At 59.5% G+C, this 23,337-nt stretch carries 23 protein-coding genes; 8 read left to right on the top strand and 15 right to left on the bottom strand.

Annotation, left to right across the window (positions count from 1 at the left end):
- Positions 1 to 39: 39 nt before the first annotated feature.
- From TRIHO_RS02365 to TRIHO_RS02345, 5 genes are all read right to left on the bottom strand, one after another.
- A complete protein-coding gene (locus tag TRIHO_RS02365) occupies positions 40 to 1,299 on the bottom strand; it encodes a TRAP transporter large permease (protein ID WP_068240080.1) in 1,260 nt (419 codons plus the stop codon).
- On the bottom strand, positions 1,296 to 1,829 hold the full coding sequence (locus tag TRIHO_RS02360; protein ID WP_068240078.1) for a TRAP transporter small permease: 534 nt from the start codon (positions 1,827 to 1,829) through the stop codon (positions 1,296 to 1,298). Before TRIHO_RS02360 ends, TRIHO_RS02365 begins: the two co-directional genes overlap by 4 nt.
- A 67-nt stretch (positions 1,830 to 1,896) precedes the next feature.
- Entirely contained in the window at positions 1,897 to 2,871 is a 975-nt protein-coding gene (locus tag TRIHO_RS02355; protein WP_068240076.1) for a TRAP transporter substrate-binding protein, read from the bottom strand.
- A gap of 25 nt (positions 2,872 to 2,896) precedes the next feature.
- Positions 2,897 to 3,439, bottom strand: coding sequence for a 3-hydroxyanthranilate 3,4-dioxygenase (locus TRIHO_RS02350; RefSeq protein WP_068240075.1), 543 nt, complete (start codon positions 3,437 to 3,439; stop codon positions 2,897 to 2,899).
- Between the two features lie 158 nt (positions 3,440 to 3,597).
- Positions 3,598 to 4,551, bottom strand: a complete 954-nt coding sequence (locus TRIHO_RS02345) for a dihydrodipicolinate synthase family protein (RefSeq protein ID WP_068240074.1) — start codon at positions 4,549 to 4,551, stop codon at positions 3,598 to 3,600.
- A gap of 160 nt (positions 4,552 to 4,711) precedes the next feature.
- On the opposite strand from TRIHO_RS02345, the gene TRIHO_RS02340 reads away from it, so the two are divergent.
- From TRIHO_RS02340 to TRIHO_RS02325, 4 genes are all read left to right on the top strand, one after another.
- The gene (locus tag TRIHO_RS02340) at positions 4,712 to 5,500 is read left to right on the top strand and encodes an aspartate dehydrogenase (RefSeq protein ID WP_068240071.1); all 789 of its coding nucleotides are present in this window, start codon (positions 4,712 to 4,714) and stop codon (positions 5,498 to 5,500) included.
- A 10-nt stretch (positions 5,501 to 5,510) separates the two neighbouring features.
- Positions 5,511 to 6,458, top strand: coding sequence for a LysR substrate-binding domain-containing protein (locus TRIHO_RS02335; RefSeq protein ID WP_068240069.1), 948 nt, complete (start codon positions 5,511 to 5,513; stop codon positions 6,456 to 6,458).
- Between the two features lie 102 nt (positions 6,459 to 6,560).
- A complete protein-coding gene (locus tag TRIHO_RS02330) occupies positions 6,561 to 7,991 on the top strand; it encodes an NAD-dependent succinate-semialdehyde dehydrogenase (RefSeq protein ID WP_068240068.1) in 1,431 nt (476 codons plus the stop codon).
- A gap of 408 nt (positions 7,992 to 8,399) precedes the next feature.
- Entirely contained in the window at positions 8,400 to 9,575 is a 1,176-nt protein-coding gene (locus TRIHO_RS02325; protein WP_232367685.1) for a hypothetical protein, read from the top strand.
- Here TRIHO_RS02325 and TRIHO_RS02320 read toward each other — a convergent pair.
- The 3 genes from TRIHO_RS02320 to TRIHO_RS02310 are packed head-to-tail and all read right to left on the bottom strand — an operon-like array spanning position 9,559 to position 12,737.
- Positions 9,559 to 10,419, bottom strand: coding sequence for a Gfo/Idh/MocA family protein (locus TRIHO_RS02320; RefSeq protein WP_068240067.1), 861 nt, complete (start codon positions 10,417 to 10,419; stop codon positions 9,559 to 9,561). The genes TRIHO_RS02325 and TRIHO_RS02320 overlap by 17 nt on opposite strands.
- A gap of 6 nt (positions 10,420 to 10,425) precedes the next feature.
- Positions 10,426 to 11,526 carry an NAD-dependent epimerase/dehydratase family protein gene (locus TRIHO_RS02315; protein WP_207498616.1) on the bottom strand — a complete coding sequence of 367 codons (1,101 nt, stop codon included), beginning with the start codon at positions 11,524 to 11,526 and terminating at the stop codon, positions 10,426 to 10,428.
- 20 nt (positions 11,527 to 11,546) lie between these two features.
- Complete coding sequence (locus tag TRIHO_RS02310) at positions 11,547 to 12,737, bottom strand: class I SAM-dependent methyltransferase (RefSeq protein WP_068240065.1); 1,191 nt, start codon at positions 12,735 to 12,737, stop codon at positions 11,547 to 11,549.
- Positions 12,738 to 13,223: 486 nt separating this feature from the next.
- On the opposite strand from TRIHO_RS02310, the gene TRIHO_RS02305 reads away from it, so the two are divergent.
- A complete protein-coding gene (locus tag TRIHO_RS02305; protein WP_068240061.1) occupies positions 13,224 to 14,333 on the top strand; it encodes an LLM class flavin-dependent oxidoreductase in 1,110 nt (369 codons plus the stop codon).
- 310 nt (positions 14,334 to 14,643) lie between these two features.
- Here TRIHO_RS02305 and TRIHO_RS02300 read toward each other — a convergent pair whose 3' ends face one another.
- Both TRIHO_RS02300 and TRIHO_RS02295 read right to left on the bottom strand, forming a co-directional pair.
- Positions 14,644 to 15,960 carry a TRAP transporter large permease gene (locus tag TRIHO_RS02300; protein ID WP_068240060.1) on the bottom strand — a complete coding sequence of 439 codons (1,317 nt, stop codon included), beginning with the start codon at positions 15,958 to 15,960 and terminating at the stop codon, positions 14,644 to 14,646.
- Complete coding sequence (locus tag TRIHO_RS02295; RefSeq protein ID WP_068240059.1) at positions 15,957 to 16,481, bottom strand: TRAP transporter small permease; 525 nt, start codon at positions 16,479 to 16,481, stop codon at positions 15,957 to 15,959. Before TRIHO_RS02295 ends, TRIHO_RS02300 begins: the two co-directional genes overlap by 4 nt.
- A gap of 183 nt (positions 16,482 to 16,664) precedes the next feature.
- Here TRIHO_RS02295 and TRIHO_RS02290 point away from each other — a divergent pair, with 183 nt between their 5' ends.
- From TRIHO_RS02290 to TRIHO_RS02280, 3 genes are all read left to right on the top strand, one after another.
- Positions 16,665 to 17,744, top strand: a complete 1,080-nt coding sequence (locus TRIHO_RS02290) for a C4-dicarboxylate TRAP transporter substrate-binding protein (RefSeq protein ID WP_068240058.1) — start codon at positions 16,665 to 16,667, stop codon at positions 17,742 to 17,744.
- A gap of 137 nt (positions 17,745 to 17,881) precedes the next feature.
- Positions 17,882 to 18,673 carry a hypothetical protein gene (locus TRIHO_RS02285; RefSeq protein WP_068240057.1) on the top strand — a complete coding sequence of 264 codons (792 nt, stop codon included), beginning with the start codon at positions 17,882 to 17,884 and terminating at the stop codon, positions 18,671 to 18,673.
- A 65-nt stretch (positions 18,674 to 18,738) separates the two neighbouring features.
- On the top strand, positions 18,739 to 19,455 hold the full coding sequence (locus TRIHO_RS02280) for a TetR/AcrR family transcriptional regulator (RefSeq protein ID WP_068240056.1): 717 nt from the start codon (positions 18,739 to 18,741) through the stop codon (positions 19,453 to 19,455).
- A gap of 48 nt (positions 19,456 to 19,503) precedes the next feature.
- Here TRIHO_RS02280 and TRIHO_RS02275 read toward each other — a convergent pair whose 3' ends face one another.
- The 5 genes from TRIHO_RS02275 to TRIHO_RS02255 form a co-directional block, all read right to left on the bottom strand.
- On the bottom strand, positions 19,504 to 19,929 hold the full coding sequence (locus tag TRIHO_RS02275; protein WP_068240052.1) for a cupin domain-containing protein: 426 nt from the start codon (positions 19,927 to 19,929) through the stop codon (positions 19,504 to 19,506).
- Positions 19,926 to 20,996 (bottom strand): Ldh family oxidoreductase, encoded by a 1,071-nt coding sequence (locus TRIHO_RS02270; RefSeq protein WP_207498614.1) that lies wholly within the window; start codon positions 20,994 to 20,996, stop codon positions 19,926 to 19,928. The genes TRIHO_RS02275 and TRIHO_RS02270 overlap by 4 nt, the downstream gene beginning before the upstream one ends.
- Before the next feature lie 87 nt (positions 20,997 to 21,083).
- On the bottom strand, positions 21,084 to 21,821 hold the full coding sequence (locus TRIHO_RS02265) for a GntR family transcriptional regulator (protein ID WP_131811165.1): 738 nt from the start codon (positions 21,819 to 21,821) through the stop codon (positions 21,084 to 21,086).
- Positions 21,822 to 22,020: 199 nt separating this feature from the next.
- A complete protein-coding gene (locus TRIHO_RS02260) occupies positions 22,021 to 22,809 on the bottom strand; it encodes a 3-keto-5-aminohexanoate cleavage protein (RefSeq protein WP_068240050.1) in 789 nt (262 codons plus the stop codon).
- Positions 22,806 to 23,309, bottom strand: a complete 504-nt coding sequence (locus tag TRIHO_RS02255; RefSeq protein ID WP_068240048.1) for a flavin reductase family protein — start codon at positions 23,307 to 23,309, stop codon at positions 22,806 to 22,808. The genes TRIHO_RS02260 and TRIHO_RS02255 overlap by 4 nt, the downstream gene beginning before the upstream one ends.
- Positions 23,310 to 23,337: the final 28 nt, after the last annotated feature.

The following is a 23,337-nucleotide window of genomic DNA, read 5'->3' as shown; positions in this document are numbered from 1 at the left end:
GCGCCGCCAAACCGATGCGCGACACCACCCGGCCAGACCCTAGATCAACGCGGTCGACAGACCGGCAAAATAGCTGAGCAGGACCAGCACACAGGCCACCGCAAGCAGGAAGGGCCACAGCGATTTCAGGATGGTGCCGGGGGTGGTGCCGCTCATCGAGGACGCGATGTAAAGACCGATCCCAACCGGCGGCGTCAACAAGCCAAGCGCGAGGTTCAGACACATCACGACGCCAAATTGATAGGGGCTGATGTCATAAGACCCGGTGGCGATCGGCAATAGGATGGGGGTGATCAGGATGATCGCCGCGATGCCGTCCACCACCATTCCGACACAGAGCAAGGCAACATTGACGATCAACAGGAACATGAACGGGTCAGAGGTGACGGCGGTGATCAGCGCCGCCATTTTCTGCGGCACTTCTTCGTAGATGATGACCCAGCCAAACACGCTGGCGGCGCTGATCATGAAGATGATCATCGACGCATTCACCGCAGTTCGGATGAACATCTGACCCAGCTGCGATGGCCGCAGATCACGGTAGATGAGCCAGCCAACCAAAAAGGCAATCAGCGAGGCGATGGCGGCGGATTCCGTGGGTGTCGCAATCCCGAACAGGATGCCGCCGATGATGGCAAAGGGGATCAGCATTGCGGGCAGGGATTGCAGCAAGGTGCGGCCTGCCTCCGGTGCGGTCATCCATGCACCCCTGGGAAACTCCACGCGCCAGCCGATCACGGTAATCACCAGCGCAAAGCTGCCCGCCAGCAGCAGCCCCGGCAGGATCCCGGCGATGAACATCTCGCCGATGGGCACCTGTGCCAGCACGCCGAAGATCACGAACATCATCGAAGGAGGGATCACCGGCGCAAGCAGCCCGCCTGCCGCCGTCGTCGCGGCGGCAAATCCCTTGTCATAGCCCTCGGCCTGCATCGCGGGAACCATAGCCCGCGACATCACAGCGATCTGCGCCGTGGCCGATCCGATGATGGCGGCCATGAACATATTGGCAAGCAGGTTTATATAGGCCAGCCCGCCGCGAAATCCGCCGACAAAGATCCGCGCCGTATTGATCAGGCGTTTGGTCATGCCGCCTTCGTTCATCAACTCTCCGGTCAGCATGAACAGTGGGATCGCCAACAGCCCATAGTTTTCAAGCCCGGAGAACATCTTTTGGGCAAAGCTGTCGAACAGCACGGTATTGCCGCTTTCCCAGATGTACCAGATGGCGGTCACCACCAGGACGATGGCCACCGGCACCGACAGGAACAGCGTCAGAAGAAAGACAACCGGGCTCATGCCGCGCCCCCTTTGTCGTTCGCCGTCACCAGATGCATCAGCGAATGCAGGGTCGCGCCCAGGGCAAAGAACCACATCACCAGCCAGAACAGATACTTTGGCAGGCCCAATGTGGTGGTTGGTTCGGCATAGATGAAATTGAAGGTCTCAGCCTGGAACGCGGACACCACAAACCCCGCGCGTACAAGCTCCAGCGGCAGGAACCAACGCCAGCAGAACCAGAGCATCGCCAGCGCGAAGAGAAACACGACCACATCGACGCCTTTGCAGATCAGGGCGCGGTATTTCGGCGCCAGAGCATTGGGCAAAAGGGTGATATTGACCGAACTGCGATAATGCAGCGCGGCGGATGCGCCGAGGAACGTCATCCAGGCCATGGCATAGATCGCCAGCTCATCCACCCAGAACAGCGCATTTCCCATCGTTCGGGTCACCACGTTCAACAGAATGAGCAATGTGACCGTCAGCGCCAGTGCCCCCGCCCCCCAAAGTTCCAGCCGCGCCCAAGCCGCCGATATCCGAAACAACATGCAGACCTCTCCAAAAGAAATCAGCGCAGGCCAGACACCCGCGCTGTTTGATCCTTATTTCAGCGGCTTACTGCGTGTCAGCCGCGACCGCCCGCAGATCGTCCAGCGATGCGGCCTTTTGGGACCAGATCGCGTTCCATTGGTCAATCGCCTCGCCAAAAAACGCAGCGTCGACCTTGGTATAGGTGTGACCGGTATCGGCAATCTGCTCCAGCCAGACCGGGTCTTTTTCAATATAGCTGTCGATGGTGCTGTCGACATGTTTGGCCATCAGGTCCTTGATCATGGCGCGATCCGCCTCAGACAAACCGGCCCAGACCTTGGCTGAAACCAGCCCGACCATCGGGAACATCATATGATCGGATTGCACGATGGTGTCGGCGTTGTCGTAATACTTCAGCACCCAGATCAGTTCGGCATCCATGTCGATGGCATCCACCTGACCATTGGCCAGCGCATCATAGACATCCGGTAGCGGCATCGGCGTGGGCGCGGCGCCGACCAGCTTGTAAAAATCGAGGATTGGCGCAAAGGGCGTGATCCGCAGTTTCAGTCCCTGCAGATCCCCGGCCGAGGTGACCTCGCCCCGGCTGACAATCTGGCGCAGCCCGGCCATGCCGTAGCCGAGACCCACAACACCCACCTGACCCGGCAGTGGATCCAGCAATGCGGTGGCCGTGTCCGACCGCAGGATTCGCCCGGCATGGGCAATGTCATTGGCAAGATAAGGGGCATAAAAGGCGCCCAGGTCCGGGGCCCGGTTCGACACTTCGGCCACGGTCATGAACGCCATGTCAAGCGCCCCGGTTTGCAGCTGCTGCAACATCTCTGCCTCATTGCCAAGCTGCTGCGCGGGGAAGACCGAGACGCTATGAGCACCGTCGCTTTGATCGGCCAGCTCCGCGCCAAAGGCCTCGGCTGCCTTGGTCCAGATATGCGGCGGAGGGGTGATTAGCCCGAGGCGAAAATCCTTGGCCTGCGCCGCAAGACCCGAGGCCGCCACAATGGCCGCCGAAGCAAGAAGGGTAAGTGTATGTTTCATTTTCTATCCCTGTTGTGTTGGCAATTCAGAGGGTGACCCAACCTGCCGGGGGTTCTTTGCCCGGATGCACCGCTTTGCAGTCCGGACAGGTTCGGTCCTCTTCGGAGGCGTAGAATTTCTGGTAAACCGGCGGCAGGTCATCGACGATGGAGTTCAGCTGCAACTCGGCGCGATGAACCAAGGCGCCGCAGTCAAAGCAGTACCATTCCACCGCATCCAATTCGCCCTTTTGGCGTTTCGGTTCGACCACCAGCCCGACCGAGCCTTCTTCGGGGCGTTGCGGCGAATGACGCACATGCGGCGGCAGCAGGAAAATCTCGCCCTCGCGGATCGGCACATCATAGAATTCTTCGCCGTCATAGAGCTTGAGCACCATGTTGCCTTCAAGCTGGTAGAAGAATTCCTCGACCGGATCGTCGTGATAGTCGGTGCGTTGGTTTGGTCCACCAACCACGGTGACCATCAGATCGGCATCCTCCCAGATCTGCCGGTTGCCGACTGGCGGCTTGAGCAGATGCCGGTTTTCTTCAATCCAGGATTTGAAGTTAAAGGCCTTGAGCTTGGACATTTCGGTTCCCCTTTTGACAAGACTTGAGTCAGTTTGAATGCAACTGCAAAGTAATCCTCCGCATCTAGATATCGGAAATTTTTATATCAGACCCAGCCCCGACCCATGGTGTTTGCCGTCGGTCGTCTGCCTCCGACGACCGGCTGTCAGAGCCTGCGTCACCGCCGCAATCCGCAGCCATCAAACGCAGCCTTGATGGTTTCCTTTTCCGCGTCGGTCAGTTCGAGCATCGGTGCCCGAACCCGCCCCCCCACCTGGCCGAGCAATTCCTGCCAATATTTGCCGAAAGCCTGCGGTTTATCGGCGGGACGGGCCTTTTTCATCGCTGTCCGCACCGGTTCCAGGCTGTCACGCACCGCGCGGGCCTCGGTGAATTTGCCGTCAAAAGCCAGCCGGGTGTAGTCATGCATCCGTTTGTCGTTTGCGGTTTGCAGATGATAGGGCGGCGAAGAACACAGGTAGAGCTTCCAGCCGAGCTCTTCGATATTGTCGAGCCACTCCTCCTCGGCGGAGGTCGAGACATGGATTTTGTCCCCCAGCATATGGCTCAACCGGACGTACATTTCGCGAGGCACAGAATATTTGATTGCCACAATATTGGGCAATTCGGCGATGCGCGCGCAGGTTTCAGGCTGCATCAGATAGCCACTGTCTGGATGGCTCCACATTGCGATTCCAATGTCCAACCTGTCGCAAAACCGTTTGTAGTATTGATAGAGAACCTCGTCGCGATCCTGCACAAAGCTGAGCACAGGGGCATGAACGACGATGTAATCGGCGCCGCAGTCCTGGGCATGGCGGGCCAGATCCAGAGCCGTGTCCATATTCTGGTCCGACACCGAAACGATTACCCCGGCGTCGTCGGCGCATTCCTCCACCGCAATTTCAAAGTTGCGTTTGCGTTCCTCGATGGACATCGAGAAGAATTCGCCCTGTTTGCCGGCGATGAACAGGCCCTGGATCTCGAGATCGTCAATCCAGTGGCGGATGTTGGCGCGCAGGCCCGCTTCGTTCAGGGACATATCGTCGTTGAACGGATTGAGCGCCGCCGCCCAGATGCCGCGCATGTTCTCACGGGCATAGTCCTTGGCATCGTGTTTGGTATACTTCATCGGCGGTCACTTTCATCTCTGTACAGGCAGGTCAGTCCTGTCCAGATGGGCGCAAAACCCCACGCCATCCAATCTGAAATGTCTGATTTGGATATCCAAAAACGATATACCAAATTCGCCAGTCTTTAGGGTAATCAAGGATCAAAAGACAGGATATGCGATGAAAATTGGTTTGATTGGCCGGGGTGCGATTGCCGGATTCACTCGCAACGAGGCCGAGAAGCGCGGCCACAGCATCGAAGTCACACTGCTGCGCCCTGACCGTGCCGCGGCGGGGAGCGATGGCCCCTGCGGCAGGACGATAAATACAGTCGATGCCTTTCCCGACGATCTGGATCTGGTGATTGACTGCGCCGGTCACACCGCACTGGCGACCTATGGAGTTGATGTTCTGGCCCGCGGGTTTGATCTGATGACAGTCTCATTGGGCGCATTGGCGGACCCTGTTCTGCATGACGCGCTGGTGACGGCTGCGCAGCGGGGCGGGGCGCGCCTGCATCTGGCCAGCGGCGCGATTGGCGCATTGGACTGCCTGCAGGCGGCGCGGGTCGGGCCGTTGCACGCGGTCACCTATGTTGGACGCAAACCGCCACAGGGCTGGCGTGGATCACCGGCCGAGGCACAGGTCGATCTCGACACATTGACCAACGGTGCCGTGACGCATTTCACCGGCACCGCCCGCGAGGCAGCACTCGCCTATCCCAAGAACGCGAATGTAACGGCCGCCGTGGCCCTTGCCGGTATCGGATTTGACGATACCCGTGTTGTATTGATTGCAGATGCGGAGGTTTCAAGGAACATTCACCGGATTGAGGCGACAGGCGATTTTGGTGATTTGCGGTTTGAAATCAGTGGCAATGCCCTGCCCGACAACCCGCGCAGTTCGGCCTTGGCCGCGATGAGCGTGATCAGTAAGATTGAACAACTCTGCCAATCGGTCGTTATCTAAGGGGCCCGCGATGATTGCCCGTCATTCCCGCATCGTAGACCGGGCGCTGACCCGGCTCAAGCTACGGCAGTTGCGCCTGCTGGTGGCCGTCGGTCGCCATGGCAACATCCAGAACGCCGCCCGCGAGCTGAGCATTTCGCAACCCGCCGCCACCAAGATGATCCAGGATCTCGAGGTGGATTTCGAGGTCAAGCTGTTCCAGCGCACCAACCGGGGCGTGATCCCCACAGTCTTTGGCAAGACGCTGATCCGCCATGGCAAGCTGATCTTCGCCCAGGTGTCGAATGCGGCGCAGGAACTGGATGACCTGATCGAGGGCAGCAGCGGCCGGGTGGTGATCGGCACGCTGCTGGCGGCGTCACCGGAGCTGCTGCCTGCGGCGATCGAACTGCTGCTGGCGGAGCGGCCCAAGGTCGCGATCAGGATCAGCGAAGGCACCAATGAAGTCCTGATGCCGACGCTGCTGTCGGGTGAGATCGACATGGTGGTGGGCCGACTGCCCTCGCACCGCTACCGCGACAGGATCAAACAGGAAAAACTCTATGATGACAGTATCACTGCGGTGGTGGGCCGCCAGCACCCGCTGGCAGATGTCGCATCGGTGTCCTTTGCGCAGACCCGTGAGTTTGGCTGGATCTTGCCGCCACTGGACACAACCCTGCGGCGACAGGTGGATCAGTTTTTTATCCGGCAGCAACAATATTCGCCCCCGCTGGCCATTGAATCCGTCTCATACCTGGCCAACCGGTCGCTGTTGCAGTCCCGTGACCTGATTGGCCTGATGCCCAGCGATGTGGTGGCCAAGGATATTGAATATGGCATCCTATCCCGGCTGGATTGGGCCGTGCCCATCGGCCAAGGGCCGGTCGGTGTCTCCTATCGCACCGAGGACAGCCTGTCGCCAGCCGGACGGGCGTTTTTGCAGGCGTTGCATCGTGCGGCCGCGTCCTTGCGCTGATCTGATATACCGCAAAGCTATACCTGTATTTGTTCAATCCACTTGAGCTTGATGGCTGAATTGCATGATCTGAGCGGGACACGTTAAGGAGGCACAGCGCCCATGTATCCTGATCTCAACCTTTTCATTGCCGGTACGTGGCGCAAGACATCGCAGGATCTGGCTGTCGTTAATCCCGCGACCGAAGAAGAAATCGGACGCCTTCCCTGTGCCGCGCGTTCGGATCTGGATGATGCCCTGGCTGCGGCCCGCGAGGGGTTCCGGATCTGGCGCCGCACCTCTCCGCGTGAGCGATCCGATACGATCCTTCGCGCCGCGCGGCTGATGCGTGAACGCCAGGAAGAGATCGCCCAGTCAATCACCCTGGAACATGGTAAGCCGCTGCGACAAGCACGGCTGGAAGTGATCCGCGGTGCCGAATTCTTTGAATGGGATGCCGGCGAGGCGATGCGGACCTATGGGCGGATCATTCCCGCTGCGCCGGGCCATAAATTTGCCGTGCACCACCAGCCCATCGGGGTCGTGGCGGCCTTCTCGCCGTGGAATTTCCCGATGAGTCAACCCGCGCGCAAGATCGGCGGCGCGTTGGCTGCGGGCTGTTCCATCATCCTGAAGGCGGCCGAGGAAACCCCGGCTGGCGCCATTCACATTGCGCGGGCGTTTCAGGACGCAGGCCTGCCACCGGGCGTTCTGAACCTGGTTTTTGGCGATCCGGCAGAGATTTCCAGCTATCTGATTGCTCAGGATGCGGTTCGGCTGGTGGCGTTTACCGGCTCTACCGCCGTCGGCCAGCATCTGACAACAGTGGCCTCGGGTCATATGACCCCGGTCCTGATGGAGCTAGGCGGCCATGCGCCGGTGATTGTCTGCGAAGACACCGACGTAGAGGCCGCCGCCCTGTCCGGCGCGGTCCGAAAGATGCGCAACGCTGGTCAGGTCTGCACATCGCCGACCCGGTTCTTTGTGCATGAGGCCATCTTTGATGACTTCAGCAAAACCTTTGTCAAACGGGCCCGGGAAACCATTGTCGGCAATGGTCTGGACGACGCGACCGAAATGGGCCCCTGCGCCAATCACCGCCGCGTGCCGGTACTGACCGCCCTGGTTGACGACGCACGTGCCAAGGGCGCCACCGTCGCAACCGGCGGCGCGCGCCATGGTGAAACCGGCTATTTCTTTCAACCCACGGTGCTGCTGAACGTGCCAGACACCGCGCGCATCATGCAGGAGGAACCCTTTGGCCCCATCGCAGTGCTCAACCCGGTCAAGACCCTGGATCACGCCATCGAACAGGCCAATTCGGTGCCCTATGGTCTGGCGGGCTATGCTTTTACCAACCGCGCCGATTACATTGATCGACTGATTGACGAAGTCGCCGTCGGCAATTTGTCGATCAACACGCTGGAGGCGTCGATGCCAGAAACCCCCTTTGGAGGTGTCAAATCAAGCGGTTACGGGCGCGAAGGCGGCGCCGAGGGGCTGGACAACTACATGACCATCAAAAACGTCTGGCACTCTGCTAGAATTGACTAGGATCGCGCCCTGTCCGGAGGCTTTGGTACAGATGTCTTGTCCGGCGGTTTTCTGCGGACCCGAAATGGCGGCGTGAAATTCTGCAGGCCTCCGATCTACTTTGGGAAAGCCTGCCCATTGAACCGCTTGCGCGCTGTCTGCACGGTCCCGCTTCAAGAACTAACGCACAGATCGAAACATCCCAGCCGCGGACCCCAAACGCCTCCCCCAAAGACATCCAGGGGACGGTGACCACATGTTCCATCTCAGCACGCAACGCAATTGCGCGTTCCGTCGACGGTGGACATGGTGCCACGCTGGTCGCTGCAGGGCCACATCTGTCAAGAGGATGCCAGGTGATATCGTTTTTGTTTGACAAAACTGCATGCTCCGGTTGAGCAAGAAAGATAGCGGGCGTCAGGCGCGCGGATGGATTTCCGATTGACCCCTGGTGAGAGACCACCAATCGGGAAACCTCTTGAGCCTCTGGTCTCCCACGGGACTGTTGCCGCCGCGACTGCGAACGAAACCCTTTGCATCCAAGCGATGGGATGCATCGTTGCAGTGTTCAATGGAGATGTAATCGTGTTTGAACAAATTGAAGCCCCTGCAGAAACAACAGCTCACCGCAGGCTTTCAGAAAGCGAACAGATCGCAGCGTGGAACACGCAAAAAGAACAGCGGCGTAAGGATTTTTCCGATGCCATGAAGCTGCGCCCTCAAACGAAGGTTCTTTTGAGTGACGGAATTTTTGGCAAAGCCGAAACGACGGATCAGATTTCCTTTGTAAATCTGAACACTATCGACCACTTCGAGCCAGCAACGATTTACATTCTGAACAATAACGACATCGCAAAAGCGGGATTGCAAAAATATATCGGCATGTACACCAGTCAGCCCCGCGCGCATGTGTGCATCTGGGATTTCGACAATCACCATCAGATCGCAGAGTCGCTTAACCTCGCTGTGCTGTCCGACTTCTATGTGCCTTGCCATCCCCACAACAACGAAACCTTTCAGGCGGCGACCAATGCAATGGGCGCCCCTGTCAGCGCCGGGGTTATCCAATGGTCGCGCGCTTATCTGACCGAGCATCGCGAACGTCTTCTTGCCGTTTCCCGGAACCCTGCACCCCTGGGACGTCATATCGTCTATCCGCAATTTCCCGAGCGAAACGCGATGTTGCAAAGCCTGAACACCCATTTCCAGCATGTTGGCCCCTCGACCCGGACCTATCATGATCGGACAGAACTTGACCGGCTGGATGAATGGGCCTCGCATATGAGCCATTGGATCGTACCAACCCGCGATGATCTTCCGATCCGGGTCTTTGATGCCTTGATTACCGGGGGCCTGCCAATCCTGCCTGCAAGCCTGAAGGACCTGCCGGCGCTGTCCCCACTGCAGGACCATCTGTTTTATTTCAAGCCGACAGATGTGGATGCCCCCTACGCGATTGCAAAGGCCGCGACGGATCAGTTTCGGGCCCAGGGCGAGGCGGGGGTGATCGCGCGCCACGACCTGGCGATGGCGACCAGCCATGTTGACACGAGAGTGCAGGAGATCCTCGCCCAGATTTACCGGCACCTCACGCCGGGCAACTAGCCATCATCAGGCGCCCCTTTGCCGCGACCGAACGTTCAATCGCATCCAGGCTGCGCATCACCGCCTCGGCCTCGCTCAGGGGGGAGGGGTTCGGGCAGGACCCCTGGATCATGGCCACAAAGGCCCGCAATTCACGTGTCAGCGGAGGCTCAGGATCGTAGGTAAGAGCTTGGCAGCTCTCGGAACGGTGCAGCATCACTTTCTGGTCGGCCTTGTCGTCAAAAACAAGGCGTCCCTCCGGTCCGATGGCGGTGATCTGAAAGCAGGGTGTGGCGGCACGCCAGCTTGCCTCAAGATCGAAGGAACGCCCCTGATAGGACAGTGTCGCCGCGACATGTTGCGGGCACGTGCCGCCCACAAGGCTGCGGGCTGTCACCTGTTCTGCCGGGGTATCAAACAGTCGCCCTGCCAGGGACAGCGGATGAGGCAGCCAATCCCAGATGACCGAAGTATCCGACCGAGGTTTGCCATTGCCGCAGATCGCGGTGGCCGATTGGATCGGCCCGATCTGTGGCAGGGCTGCGCAAAACGCCTCTGCTGCCGGGTTGAACCGATGCAGATGCCCGGCAAAGACCTCGGATCCGCGCGCCTCCGCCGCGGCCTTCAGGCGCAGAAAATCCTCCAGACAGGTGGCCAGAGGTTTTTCGACAAAACACGGGACCCCGGCCTCCACAAAGGGGAGCGCCGAGGCAAGGTGATCGCGGCTTTTGTTGGCGATAAGGACGCCGTCCACCGCCACACCGGGACCAGACAGGGATGTCCAGGCCACACCGTCCAGGCGGTCCAGAGTGGCGCCGATCACGCGGGCCCAGGCACCCCGCCCAATGAGGCCCAGCGTGACCATGATATCTTAGCCCGCCATTTTGGCCGCTGAACCGGTGTCTGCAGTTTCGGCTGGCAGATCAATATAGCTGCGCTCATTTCGCGCCCAGTCAATGAACCGCGCCAGGCCATCTTCGACATCGACCTCGGACCTGTAGCCGAAGGCATCGCGCGCCTTGGTGATATCCGGGCACCGGCGGTTCGGCTCGCCGGCCGGATAGGTGTCCGGATAGTCGATGGTCTGAAAGGCCGCGCCCGGCACCAGTCTGGGGTACATCGCCGCCAGCTCATTCATGGAGATTTCATTGTCCGGATTGCCGATGTTATAGGCCTCACCCGGTTGCCCTTCGAGAAGCGTCATCAGGAAGCCGTAGATCGCATCGCTGATGTAGCAGAAGGTGCGCGTCTGAAGACCCGTACCATGGACGGGGATGGTGCGGCCATTGAGCGCCTGATAGGTGAACATCGGGATCACACGACGGTCGTTGTGCCCCATGCCGGGACCAAAGACGTTGAACGGCCGGACGATCTTGGTTGGCACGCCGTGATGCTCATTGAAGATGGAGCAGAGCGTTTCCCCCAAACGTTTGGATTCATCATAGCAGGCACGAGGGCCGACGGTGGAGACATTGCCGTGATAGTCTTCCTTGATCGGCACCGCACGGGGGTCCGGATCACCGTAGATTTCCGACGAACTGAAGAACAGGAACCCTTCAAGACCCGCGTTGCGCGCGGCCAGGTCCAGCAGGTTCCGGGTGCCATGCACCGCACTCTCGATCGTTTCCAGCGGGTAGCGCATGTAGTACACCGGCGAGGCAATGCCCGCCCCGTGAATGATAAAGTCGATGTCTTCGCGCACCGGCAGCGGATGGGTCACGTCCGCCCAGACCTGAGAGATATTGGGATCTCTGGCGATGCTCTCATCGACGTTCTTGGTGCCCGTGATGTAGTTGTCCACCGAGATCACCTGGCATGGCTTGCGCAGCACCTCATCGTTCAGGCGCTGGAACACCTTGAGGAAGTGTTTCCCGAGAAATCCGGCTCCACCCGCCAACAGGACGGTTTTACCGGAAAAACGGTGAGCGTTCACGCCGAGGCGCTGAACAATGCATTGAATTTCATCAGACATTTCGATTTCCATTCTAGAGATCAGGGAGCTTTGAGTTCAACAAGCGGAATGGGCATGTAGTAGTCGTAGAGGTTGCCGGTCTTCTTCCGAATGTCGTCGATGTATTCGTAGGCAAACACCACCAGCACATCCGGCCGAAAGGCCTCAAGTTCCGAAGCCGCCACCACAGGTATATGCGCCCCCGGAGAGGTTCGGCCCTGTTTCAGCGGGCTGTCGTCAACGGTGAAAGGCAGCAATTCACTGTCGATCCCGCCAAAGTTCGTGATTGTCGAAAGCCGGGCCGGCGCCCCATATCCGGCCACCTTGACCCCTTCGTCGCGCCAGCGCTTCAGGCCGGCGACCAGTTTTTCGGTCAGGTCGCGGCAACGCTGTCCGAAATCCGTCAGGGCTGCGGTGTTCAGGACCTGCAACTCTGTCTCGATCAGGTCCTGCAACTCCGGCGCCTCTGTTCCCGCGGCAGCGCGCATCAAGGTGAACCGCAGCGACCCACCGTGCTGGGCAACCGGCTCAACCCCGGTGATCACCATCCCATGTTTGGCAAAAAGCGCCTTCATCGACGAAATCGAATAATAAAAGATGCGGTCGAGGTAGAACCGTTCGAATTGCACCTGGTTGATCATGTTGAGAATATACTCGACCTCGATCACCAGCTTGCCGTCACCGGCCAACAAAATCTCGGCGGCGCGAATAAAGTCATCTGGCGCGTCAAGATGGGTGAACACGCTGCTGGCCACGATCACATCGGCAGCACCATGGCTGTCCAGCACCCGCCTGGCAGAGGTCTCATCAAAGAAGGCGCAGAGCGTTTCCAGCCCTTCGTCATTCGCGAGTTTGGACACATTGACCGAGGGTTCGACCCCCATTGCACGCACGCCAAGGCTCTTGAGCGGCCGCAACAGCACCCCATCGTTGGAGCCCACGTCCACCACGAAACGCGCCGCTTTCAGCTCTTCTGCCAGGGCTTCAAAGTGGCGGACCAGACCGCCATTGACCGAACTGAGGTAATAATAATCCTCAAACATGATGGACCTGGGCACCATCTCGCCCAACTGCACGTTTTTGCATTCCTCGCAAAAGAAAACCTCAAGCGGGAAGAATTTCTCATCCTTGAACGCGGATGGTTTTGGGTACTTGTTCGCAAGGGGCTGGCGCCCCAGGTCCAAGAACTTGTGCAGGCTTTGCCCTTGGCAAAGAGAACAGCAGGTTTCCATTGGTGATCCTTCACCGCATACAATAAATGGCGCTCATTTCACTGCCGAGCAGGGCTGTCAGAGCAATTCAGAATCCGGTCTAGTCGAATTAGCCTAATAGAATCTAAAATTGTCCGAGATATCTGAACCGGGTATTAAATCGGTGGGGTCCATTGCGTGACTTTTGTTTCCCGCAATCAGGCCCAGTGGTGCCCTCAATCCCTTGGCATCAGAAATACATCGCGGAACGGGCTGATGATGACATCAAGATCTGAGTTCCCTCAACGTCCCGATTTCAAACTGTCCAATCCGATTGGCGCGGCAGGTTTCGACACCTGTGATCCGATTGCCAACTGGCCCTGAGCGCACAGGGATCGCGCGATCCTCAACGCGACAGCACCGGCGCGCAGCTCCTATCCGAAAAGCAGATGGAAGACTTCAGAAATTTTCAATTTTTCTTCTGGGCGCTCTCCTCCAATGATTGCAGGACACTCAAGGAGGAGCCCAATGAAACTCTCATTCTTCACGATGCCAATCCATCCTGTGGGCAAGCCCTACGCCAAAAGTCTGGCAGAGGACCGTGAGGCTTTCTTGTTGGCTGACAAACTGGGATATGCCGAGGCCTACTGCGGCGAACACACCACCGACCAAGCGGAAATCATCACCTCTTGCGTCGCGTTCCTGTCCAGCCTCGCCTATGAAACCAAGAACATCCGCCTTGGGACCGGCACGGTAAACATGCCCAATTCCCACCCTGCGCGCATTGCAGCCGAGGTCGCGATGCTGGACCACATGCTGGAAGGCCGGTTGAATTTCGGCATCTCGCCGGGCGGGTTGATGTCTGATGCAGAAGTCTTTGGCAGCATCGACAAAGATCGCAACGCCATGTTTGTCGAATCCATCAACATGGTGCTCGACATCTGGGCCGGTGAAGCGCCTTACAACCTGAAGGGCGACTTCTGGGAGGTTTCGACAGAACGCACCATGATGCGCGAGATCGGCCAGGGCGACATCATGAAGCCGTACCAGGATCCGCACCCGCCGATTATCGGGACTGCCGTGGCGCCTTTTTCCAAAGGAGTCAGTGCGATGGCAGAGCGCGGGTGGCAGCCAATTTCGGCGAACTTCCTGTTGCCCAAATGGGTGGCGACCCATTGGCCGAAATTTGTCGAAGGCTGTGAAAAAGGCGGGATCGTCCCCGACTATGCCGATTGGCGCGTGGCCAAGAACATCTGTGTTGCTGACGACATGGAAACCGCCCGTGCCTATGCCCGCGATCCGGGCAGCCCCTATGTGCTGTACTACAGCCAGTTGCTGACCAAACTGCGCGCCGGTGGCCGGTTGAACCTGTTCAAGGAAGATCAGGACATGGCGGATGACGACGTTACGCTGGACTATGTGCTTGACCGGTTGGTCATTCACGGAGATCCGCAATCCGTCGCCGATCAGGTCCTCGCCCTGCGCGAACAGACCGGTCCGTTCAAACACCTTGTCTATGCTGGCCACGACTGGACCGACTATGATCTGGGACGCAAGAGCATGATCCTGATGGGCGAAAAGGTGATGCCGATCCTGACGGAGGCCACCAAGTCCGAACCGGTCAACGCCGCCGCCTGATCCTGTGACATTGCGGGGCTTGTGCCCCGACCCTCCTCCCAACAAGAAACGGGGCGCCAGCGGATTTGGCGCCCCGTTTCTTGTGTTGACCCCGCCCTCTGATGTGAGGGCATGCGTGGGGCGCATTGGGCCTGATCACGCCACTCAGTGGCGTCAGCTATACAACAGGGCCCCAAGCCCTCTGCCGCGTTGCGAGGGCCTTGTGGAGCCGCCCGCCGACATAAATGGGGGTGGATGGGTTTGAAGCTGGCCGGCCTGACCCCCGGCCCCACCCAACCAGAGGCTGGCGGCGCCGGGGCAGGTTTCACCCCTACATTAGATTATACGGAAGCCAGGTGCTGAGGCCGGGGAACACCAGCACCAGAACCGCCACTGCAAGGATCAGGATCCAGAACGGGATCGACCCCAGAAAAATGTCTCCGAGGGCGACATCCCTGTCCGGGACCGCCGCCTTGACGGTAAAGACAAGTATTCCAAAGGGCGGTGTCAGCAGTCCCGCCTCGATCACGAGAATGCCAAAGATCGCAAAGGACAAAGGGTCAATGCCCAAGGTTGTCGCGATCGGCGCAAAGATCGGAACCGTCAGCAGGATGATCGAGGTGGAATCGATAAACATCCCCAGCAGGAGCCATACAGAGAAAATGATCCCCATGATAACGGCAGGGTTTTCGCTGATCGAAAGCAGCAGCTCCGCAATGACCTGTGTCGCGCCGCCCATGGCGAGGAACCTCGAATACATCGATGCCGCAATGAGCAGGATCATAATGGGGGCGGTGGTCCGACCTGCATTGTAGATTGCATCCATGACATCCGCGCGGGTCATGCCCTTTGCCAGCCCGAGCAGAAAGGCCCCCATGGTGCCAAACCCAGCCGCCTCGGTCGGGGTCAGGAAGCCGCCCCAGATCCCACCGATGACGATGCCGATCAGCCCGAGAATTGCCAGCCCCCCGGTCATCTGCCGACGAAGCTCTGCCGGGTCGGTCTCTTCTGCGGTGGGTGCGGCTTGCAACGGCGCGCTCTCCGGGTTTCGAATAGCATAGACAACGCAATAGCCACAGAACCCGACGGCGAGCAGCAGCCCAGGCACCAGTCCGGCGATGAACAGCGCGCCGATGGATTGCTCGGTCAGGACGGCCCAGACGATCATCAGGATCGACGGCGGGATCAACATCCCCAGGCAGGCGCTGCCCGCGACCGTTCCAAGCGAAAACCGCTTGGAATAGCCAAGCGCGACCATTTCGGGATAGGCGATTCGCGAGAACGTGGCCGCCGCCGCGATGGAGACCCCGGTAATGGCCGCGAAAACCGCATTGCCGACGACCGTGGCCACCCCCAGACATCCCGGCACCCGACGAAAGGCACGGTTGCACAGGGCATATAGGTCATTGGCAGAGCCTGAGCGGCTTACAAAATCGCCCATGAGCACGAACAGCGGAATGATGATGAACACATCCTTGCGCAACGCTTCGTAGGCGGTGGTGCTGAGGATGGAAAGGCCGATATCAAAGCTGCCCAGCATCCAGAAAACACCCAGGAAACTGACCGCCCCGAGCGCCACCGCGAGGTGAACGCCCAAGAAGATCAGCAGCATCAACAGGCCCAGAACGGCAAAAATAGTCAAAGTCATGTCATATCCGAACTGTTGAGGGGGCGTTTCGCGACAGGGTCCGGCGTATTCGGTCCCGTCAGGTCATCGATCATCATCGAAACATACGCGATTGCAGCAAATCCACTGCTGCCGACCAGCAGGAAACGAACCGGCCAGGTGTAGATCCGCATCGCACCTTCGCCCTCATATTCGCCAAGTCGGACCGCGGAAAAGGCCGCAGGCAGCGAGGCATAGGCGATAGCTGCAAACAGCAGGGCCCCCAGGATCCAGGCAAACACGCGCAGCGCCCGCGCAGCCCGCGGCCCGAGGAAATCCAAAAGCAGCGTGGTGCGCAGCATCGAGCCGGAATAGATGGCCAGAGGAAGCTGCAGAAACGTGACCGCGATGACAGAGTTTTGCAGGATCTCCTTCGTGCCAGCGATTGGTTGCAGGAAAAGCGTCCTCCCCAGAACATCTGCGATGATCAGCACGGCCAGAAGGAAAACCCATCCAGCCGAAAGAATATGCGCCCACCGCGCTAGTGTTACTTGAATTTTCATCACCCCTCCTCGGCGCCGTCAGTAGAACCAGCGTAAATTCAGTCAGGCCCATGTACAAGATTTCTGTTTATCGATTGATAAATTAATGTAACACTCAAGGTCAGGGATACGTTTCACGGATGCGGTTCTGCATGCCTGAAGCGACAAAACGGCATTGTCTTACGATGGGGAGGAGAATTTGACATGACCAGCACCACAGGCCTTTCGGCAACGTTAGGGGGCATCGTTCTGGGGGCTACCCTGGTGGCATCAGCGGCCCAGGCGGATCGCTTTACCTTTCGCATGGGATCCGGCCACCCAAAGGGACCAGCCCCCTATGTGACCACGATGTCTGATTTCTTCGTGACAGAGGTGAAACGCCGGGCCGCCGAAGAAACCGATCACACGGTGACCTTTATCGAATCCTACGGCGGCGGTATCGCTGGGGTGTCCGAGACATTGGAAGCGGTGCAGAGCGGGTTGCTGGATTTCGGCGGCTACTGCGTCTGCTTTGAGCCATCGAACCTCTATCTGCACAACTTCCCGTATTTCGAACCCTTTGGCCCACAGGCCTCGTCCGATGCAATCGCGGCCGTGCGGGTCGTCTATGACAAGAACCCATGGCTCTCCGACGTGTTCGAAGATGAGTTTGGCCAGGTGTTGCTCGGGCTTGGTGCCTGGGACAACTATCATCTCGGCACCACCAAGGAATGGAAGACAGTCGCAGACCTGAAAGGTGTGAAAATCGGCGGCGCCGGGCCGAACCTGCCCTGGCTGGAATATGCCGGCGCGGTGCCTGTCCAATCGAGCCTGCCCGAAGGCTACATGGCAATGAAAACCGGTGTGTATGATGGGTGGCTGATGACACCCGCAGGCTACAACGGGTTCAAATACTACGAGCCTGCACCGTATTACACATTGATCGGATACGGCGCGATGCCGGTTGTGGTCATGACCGCGAACAAAACCAAAATGGAATCGTTGCCCGACGACCTGCGTCAGATCATCGAAGAGGTCGGGCGCGCATGGGAAGATCGCAACGGCAAAGCCATGGATGACAGTCAGGCTGCGGGTCTGGCGGCCCTGGCGGAAAACGGTGCAATCATCAACGAACTTCCGGAAGGCGTTCGCGCGGAATGGGCGCAGAGCCTGGCGGAATTGCCCCGCAAAAGCGCCGAGGAAGCGAACGCACGCGGCATGCCCGGAACGAAGGTATTGCAGGATTTCATCGATGCCGCCCGTGATGCAGGCCATGACTGGCCCGTCGACTACGTGCTGAACTAAACGACCCTGCCGCGGCGTCTATCACATTTCCTGATAGATGCCGCGCGTAGATGTAATTTCATTTGTTGCCCGTCCTGCCCTTAGCGTTGTCGGGAGGAGGCCGTTGCCAAGGCCTCCACCTTTGGGAGGAGGCCAGAATGAAACTTGGGTACCTGTTTGTTCCACCATCCGGATCGTGGGCACATGCTCCCAAAGCGCCCGAGGCGGGGCGCGCGCAGCTCGCACGGTCGCTTGGCTTCTCTGAATTCTATGTTCCGACCACCGGCGCCGCTGCCCGTGTACGCGCGCTCCCCGGCCCCGAAGCCCACCCCATGTTGCAAATCTTGTCCGGGTCGCACTCAGTGGCGGGACCGCAATTGGCCTATACGGATCAGGCGATCAATCGCGGTTTGGCACCGGGCCGCACCCGACTGGCGGCACCTCAGGCCTGTGAACATGCCCTGCTGGAACAGTCCCGGTCGGGCCTCCTGCCGTTCTCGACTAGCTGGGTCAGTACCGATCAGTTGTCCCGGCATTGGGCGGCGCATGTAACCGGTTCGACCTATGCCGCCCGCAAATCCTGCCCGGACGATTGGCGCATTGCCCGCACGGTGCTGGTCGACGACGATGCTGCCCGCGCCGAAGCCATGATCAAATCCCCCGACAGTCCCTGCCGTGCCTATTATGCCTCGCTGTTGGCTCCAGACGCAGACGATGCCACCATCGAGACGCTGATCGACGCCTGCGTCCTCTACGGCGATGGGCCAAGCGTCGCACATCAGTTGGATTGCATCAGGCAGGCGACGGCCGCGTTCGGCACGCTGGTGTTGGTGGACCACGCCTGGGCAGATGCGGCCCGGGCCCGCAGGTCCATGGCCTTGTTTGCCGAAATGGTACACGAGAGCCTCGGCAGTGCCCCCGAACCCGCACCCCGGTTGGAGCGGGCGTAACGGCGCGGCGCACCCGTTTCGCGCCCGATGAATAAATTATCATACGATAAGTTGATGGACTGATCGTGCGAAATGCTATCTGTTGGGACAAGAATTGCGAAACCGACGGATTTCAGGTGCCGATACAGAAACAAAGCAAGCCCAGCGATGGCGCGACACCCGTGCGCAAGCGATTGTCTGCACAAGCCCGACGCGCAGAAATCGTTCAAGCCGCGATCGAGTTGTTTTCGGAAACCGGTTTTGACGGCAGCACCCGCGACGTGGCGCGTCGCGCCGGGATCACGCAGCCGCTGCTGTACCGCTACTTTCCCAACAAAGAAAACCTGATCGAAGCGGTCTACAGCCGGGTATTTCTCGAAACCTGGGACATGCAATGGGATGGCATGCTGCTGGACAGAACCCAGTCCGTGCGCGACCGGTTTCAGCGGTTCTACGAGGCCTATACCGAAACCGTTTTTCAACCTGTCTGGCTGCGTCTTTGGTATTTTGCCTTGTTGCGCGATGCCAATGTGCACGCCTGGTACCGGGAGGTGGTGCAGGAGCAAATCCTGAAGCCACTGGTCCGGGAACGCCGCGTCGAACTTGGCCGCAGCGAAGTGTTCGCGGTCACGGCGGAGGAGCTGGACGCCACCTGGCTCTTGCACGGCGGATTGCTGAACTACGGTTTGCGACAGCAGGCGGCTGGTCAGCTTGACCAGACCAACCGCCCCCGTGTCATTGCCGAGGCACTCGACATGTATATGCTGTACTCCGCCGCACGGATGCCGCCGCAGATAAATTGACCGCAAGGCCGCTCACCCAGCCGTGGCCGTCGTGTGACGGCGGCCTGCCTAGGTTCGGGGCTGGGCAAGATCGCTGTCGGACAAATGCGCCACTGTTTCGCCCGTCGCCGCAAATGTACGGGTTACAGCCCCGGAACCATAGATGAACAACATCAGCACGGGATCTGCACCAACATTGTGAAAACAATGGACCGTATCCTTGGGGATGAACGCGACCTCCATCGGGCCGATGGGATGCCGCGTGCCGTTGAATTCGGCTTCGGCCTGCCCGGCAAGGATGACGATCTGCTCATCGCAGTTGTGGCTGTGCAATTGCACCGACCGCCCCACCGGCAGCGACGTCGTTCCAGTGGTGACATCCGCTGCACAGCGCCCTTTTGAACAGAACAGCCGCGTGGAGACACCATTGCCCCGATCATGAGCGGGGATGTCGGCGGTTGTGAAAATGCGCGGCGCTTTGGCTTGCTCATTCATTGTTGAAACTCCAATGGGGCAAGGCCTGCACCCTGCGCAACACGGTTCAAGGCCTCGATCAAGACCGTTGAACAAGGGATACCGTTGGCCCGTCGGTCGCTGCGCGTGGCCAGTGCGCGGTCACCAGGCAGCCGGATCGCATCAAATCCCGGACGTTTGGCGGAGGTGCTCAGCTCCTTTCGGATCTGGTCCACCTGGCGTTTGAAAAACTCTGGCGCGCCGAGGGCTTTGAGGTCGATCACAAGGATCGATTGCCCGGTATTCGTCGGGGTTTCGTCGTCGGCGTTGAAATCCACCAGATCCCGGCCCAATGCAGCGCCGTTCAACGTGCCGGCAAGCAACCCGATCATCAGCGCCAGCCCGTAGCCCTTTGGTCCGCCGATGGGCAGCAATGTGCCCTCACCGGCGCGCTCAGGATCGGTCAACGGCGCGCCATCGGCATCGATCATCCAGCCTTCGGGCAGGTCCTGTCCCAGCGCGGCGGCCATCTTGATCTTGCCGTAGGCCGCGTTGGTCGTGGCCATATCCAGCAACACCGGACCGTCGCGCCCGCCCGGAACGCCAATGGCAATCGGGTTGGTGGACAACAACGCCTCGGTCCCGCCCCAGGGCGCCATGTGATTGGCGCTGCCGACCGCCATGTAAATGCCGATCATGTCCTGGGGCACGGGGCGCATGGCCCAGACTCCGGCAGCGCCGGCATGGTTGGAATTGTGACATCCGACCCAGGACACCCCATGGTCACTGGCCCGGGCGATCGCCTCATCAACGCAGCGGTGCACAACAAGATGCCCCATCGCGCCGTCCCCATCGATGCGCGCAAGGCCCCCCTTGCTGCGGTCGACCCGGATCTGCGGGGTCCGGTTGAACCCTCCGGCCTTCAGCCGGTCGAGATAGCGCGGCAGACGAAACAATCCATGCGCATCAGAGCCATGCAGGTCGGCCTCGATCATCATTTCGGCAACCGTCGCGGCATCCTCTTCGGGCAGACCATGATGCGCGAGCGCGGCGCTTGCGAAGTGGTGCAGGACGGAAACAGGAAGCCGTCTCACATCTGAAAGTGTCACGCGCATACCTCCTACGCTTAGCTCTTATAACTCTTATATAAGAATCATAAGGCAGCTGCGTCAACGAAGATTGCTCAGGGGCAATTTTCAGCGTCGGTCTACCAGATAGTCATGCGCGGCCGTGTTGCACCGGCTACAGCGCCACTCCAAGGGCACACGATCAAATTCATAGGCGACCCGGTCGATTTCCAGCAGGGGCGTGCCCGGATCGATGCCCAGCAGCTGCGCATCTTCGACGGTGGCGGCGGCGGCGCGCAACCGCTCTTCGGCAGAGGTCACCGTCTTGCCATAGGCCCGTTCATAGTGGCGAAAAAGATGATCAGGCAGGCTCATTTCATCGCCAAGGCCCGGCAAAACCGCTTCGGAGACCACGATCCGTTCGATGATTGTCGGAAGGCCACGCAGATGGCGCACCCGCAAAAGTCGGCGCACCGGGCTTCCCGGCGACAGCGCGAGCCGTTCTGCCTCCGCCGGTGTGGCCTGTCCTGTGTCGCATGAAATCAATTCTGCCGGGGGCAGTTCATGCTGACCATCATGGCCGATCATGTTGAAAAACAGGAACAACGAACGCCGGTCCTCGATTTCGGGAACGAAAGTACCGAGCCCCTGCCGCCGCGTCAGCAACCCTTCGTCCACCAGACCATTCAGCGCCCGGCGCACCGTCCCCTGGCTGACCCCCAATTCGGCAGCGAGTTTCATTTCGCTGGGGATCATGGACCCGGGGGGATAGGTCTTGTGCAACAACCTCTGGCGTAGTTCGCCATCGACCATTTCATAAAGCGGCACCTGACCGATCTTTCGGGACGACCCTCTGCGCGGCGCCATCAGCCGTTTCTCTGCGATGGGCAAGACGGCACGATGCGGCGCATGGACGGTTTCCTTGTCAAGACATCAGGGGCCGTACCTGTCTAGCGTGCCGCCTTGCCCCATGTAAACGCAGGAACCCAGATCGACCGGAAAAACCGCCACATGGGGATCCCCACGGGCGGTGTCCTTGCGCTGCCTGTCCCGGCCACGGGGGCCGTCAGGATCCCGACAACTGCAATTGTCGCAACGCGGCATCCACCTCTCTCACCCGCTCTGCGTTGTCGGACGCAACCGAGCCGTCGGCGTTATGAAACGAGTTCTCAAATCCGACGCGAGCCTTGCCACCAAAACGCGCAGCTTCGACCAGACTGGCCGTTTCGTCCGCTCCAAAGGCGCAGAGCATCCAGTCAAAGGTATGTCCCGCCCCCCGCTCAAGCTCCGCCAGATACTGTGACAGCGCATGGGCATTCAGACTGCCGTCGGCATAGGTTCCGCGCACCAGCTGGATCAGGTGATGCTGTCCCGGGATGTGCCCGTTTTCTATGGCAATGATGAAGCCCTGGACCTCTTGCGGGGTATAAAGAATATGCTGGATCTCGACGCCGGAGGCGGCGGCCCAGTCATAAAATGCATGGGCTGCGGGCCAATCTTCGGGGCGGCGCACCATCTCGCGCAGGGCGACCGACACATAGCGCGGCTTCAGCCGACGCACCATTGTGCGCTGCGCGTCGCCGTCATAGCGCCCCGCCGCTTCGGAGGTCACCTGCAAGTAACAGTCGGGCACATCTGTTTCCAGTTGATCCAGAAGATCGCGATAGCGCGCGACATCCAACAGATGCGCCCCCTGCGCGTCCCGCAGGTGAAGATGGATGCCATCCGCCCCCGCCGCCACGCAGCGTTTTGCGGTTTCGATCAATTCGGCATCCGTCACCGGAAGCGCCGGATGGTCGCTCTTGCTGCGGCGGGCACCGTTTGGCGCGACCATCAGCCGGGGAAGTGGCGTCATAGGGCCGGCCCCATTTCCGCGAACCGACCCCGGTGAAACAGCAAGGGTGCGACATCCTGATGATCGACCCGCAGCACCCGCCCGATAAAGATCTCGTGGTCGCCACTGATGATCCGTTTCTCGGTCCGACATTCCAGCGTCGCCAGTGCACTGCGCAAAACGGGAACCCCGAAATGGCCGGCCCACCAGTCCACGCCGGCAAACTTGTCCTCTGCCGGTGTGCAAAAGCGCATCGTCTCATCCTTGGCATCCGCGCCCATGATATTCACCGCAAAGCCCTCATGCGCACAAAACGCATCACGCGACGGCGAATTCAGACCAATACTCCACAGGATCTGCGGCGGATCGAGCGAAACCGAGGAGAAGGAATTCACCACCAGACCCACGGGGCGCCCGGTGTCGCCTAGGGAAGTGACCACGGTCACACCGGTCGCAAAACACCCAAAGACATCCCGCAAAAGTCGGCTTTCGATTTGATCGAGTTCAGTATCGTCCGACATGCTTTTCCTTTCCTATGCGTCGTTTGAG

The organism is Tritonibacter horizontis, from assembly GCF_001518015.1.
Taxonomy (GTDB): domain Bacteria; phylum Pseudomonadota; class Alphaproteobacteria; order Rhodobacterales; family Rhodobacteraceae; genus Epibacterium; species Epibacterium horizontis.
The sequence above is the reverse complement of the archived record's forward strand: the minus strand, read 5'-3'. Positions and strand labels throughout refer to the sequence as shown.

Coding starts and splice junctions, on each gene's coding strand:
- TRIHO_RS02365 (WP_068240080.1), bottom strand. CDS start 1,299: ATGAGCCCGGTTGTCTTTCTTCTGACGCTGTTCCTGTCGGTGCCGGTG.
- TRIHO_RS02360 (WP_068240078.1), bottom strand. CDS start 1,829: ATGTTGTTTCGGATATCGGCGGCTTGGGCGCGGCTGGAACTTTGGGGG.
- TRIHO_RS02355 (WP_068240076.1), bottom strand. CDS start 2,871: ATGAAACATACACTTACCCTTCTTGCTTCGGCGGCCATTGTGGCGGCC.
- TRIHO_RS02350 (WP_068240075.1), bottom strand. CDS start 3,439: ATGTCCAAGCTCAAGGCCTTTAACTTCAAATCCTGGATTGAAGAAAAC.
- TRIHO_RS02345 (WP_068240074.1), bottom strand. CDS start 4,551: ATGAAGTATACCAAACACGATGCCAAGGACTATGCCCGTGAGAACATG.
- TRIHO_RS02340 (WP_068240071.1), top strand. CDS start 4,712: ATGAAAATTGGTTTGATTGGCCGGGGTGCGATTGCCGGATTCACTCGC.
- TRIHO_RS02335 (WP_068240069.1), top strand. CDS start 5,511: ATGATTGCCCGTCATTCCCGCATCGTAGACCGGGCGCTGACCCGGCTC.
- TRIHO_RS02330 (WP_068240068.1), top strand. CDS start 6,561: ATGTATCCTGATCTCAACCTTTTCATTGCCGGTACGTGGCGCAAGACA.
- TRIHO_RS02325 (WP_232367685.1), top strand. CDS start 8,400: ATGGATTTCCGATTGACCCCTGGTGAGAGACCACCAATCGGGAAACCT.
- TRIHO_RS02320 (WP_068240067.1), bottom strand. CDS start 10,419: ATGGTCACGCTGGGCCTCATTGGGCGGGGTGCCTGGGCCCGCGTGATC.
- TRIHO_RS02315 (WP_207498616.1), bottom strand. CDS start 11,526: ATGTCTGATGAAATTCAATGCATTGTTCAGCGCCTCGGCGTGAACGCT.
- TRIHO_RS02310 (WP_068240065.1), bottom strand. CDS start 12,737: ATGGAAACCTGCTGTTCTCTTTGCCAAGGGCAAAGCCTGCACAAGTTC.
- TRIHO_RS02305 (WP_068240061.1), top strand. CDS start 13,224: ATGAAACTCTCATTCTTCACGATGCCAATCCATCCTGTGGGCAAGCCC.
- TRIHO_RS02300 (WP_068240060.1), bottom strand. CDS start 15,960: ATGACTTTGACTATTTTTGCCGTTCTGGGCCTGTTGATGCTGCTGATC.
- TRIHO_RS02295 (WP_068240059.1), bottom strand. CDS start 16,481: ATGAAAATTCAAGTAACACTAGCGCGGTGGGCGCATATTCTTTCGGCT.
- TRIHO_RS02290 (WP_068240058.1), top strand. CDS start 16,665: ATGACCAGCACCACAGGCCTTTCGGCAACGTTAGGGGGCATCGTTCTG.
- TRIHO_RS02285 (WP_068240057.1), top strand. CDS start 17,882: ATGAAACTTGGGTACCTGTTTGTTCCACCATCCGGATCGTGGGCACAT.
- TRIHO_RS02275 (WP_068240052.1), bottom strand. CDS start 19,929: ATGAATGAGCAAGCCAAAGCGCCGCGCATTTTCACAACCGCCGACATC.
- TRIHO_RS02265 (WP_131811165.1), bottom strand. CDS start 21,821: ATGGCGCCGCGCAGAGGGTCGTCCCGAAAGATCGGTCAGGTGCCGCTT.
- TRIHO_RS02260 (WP_068240050.1), bottom strand. CDS start 22,809: ATGACGCCACTTCCCCGGCTGATGGTCGCGCCAAACGGTGCCCGCCGC.
- TRIHO_RS02255 (WP_068240048.1), bottom strand. CDS start 23,309: ATGTCGGACGATACTGAACTCGATCAAATCGAAAGCCGACTTTTGCGG.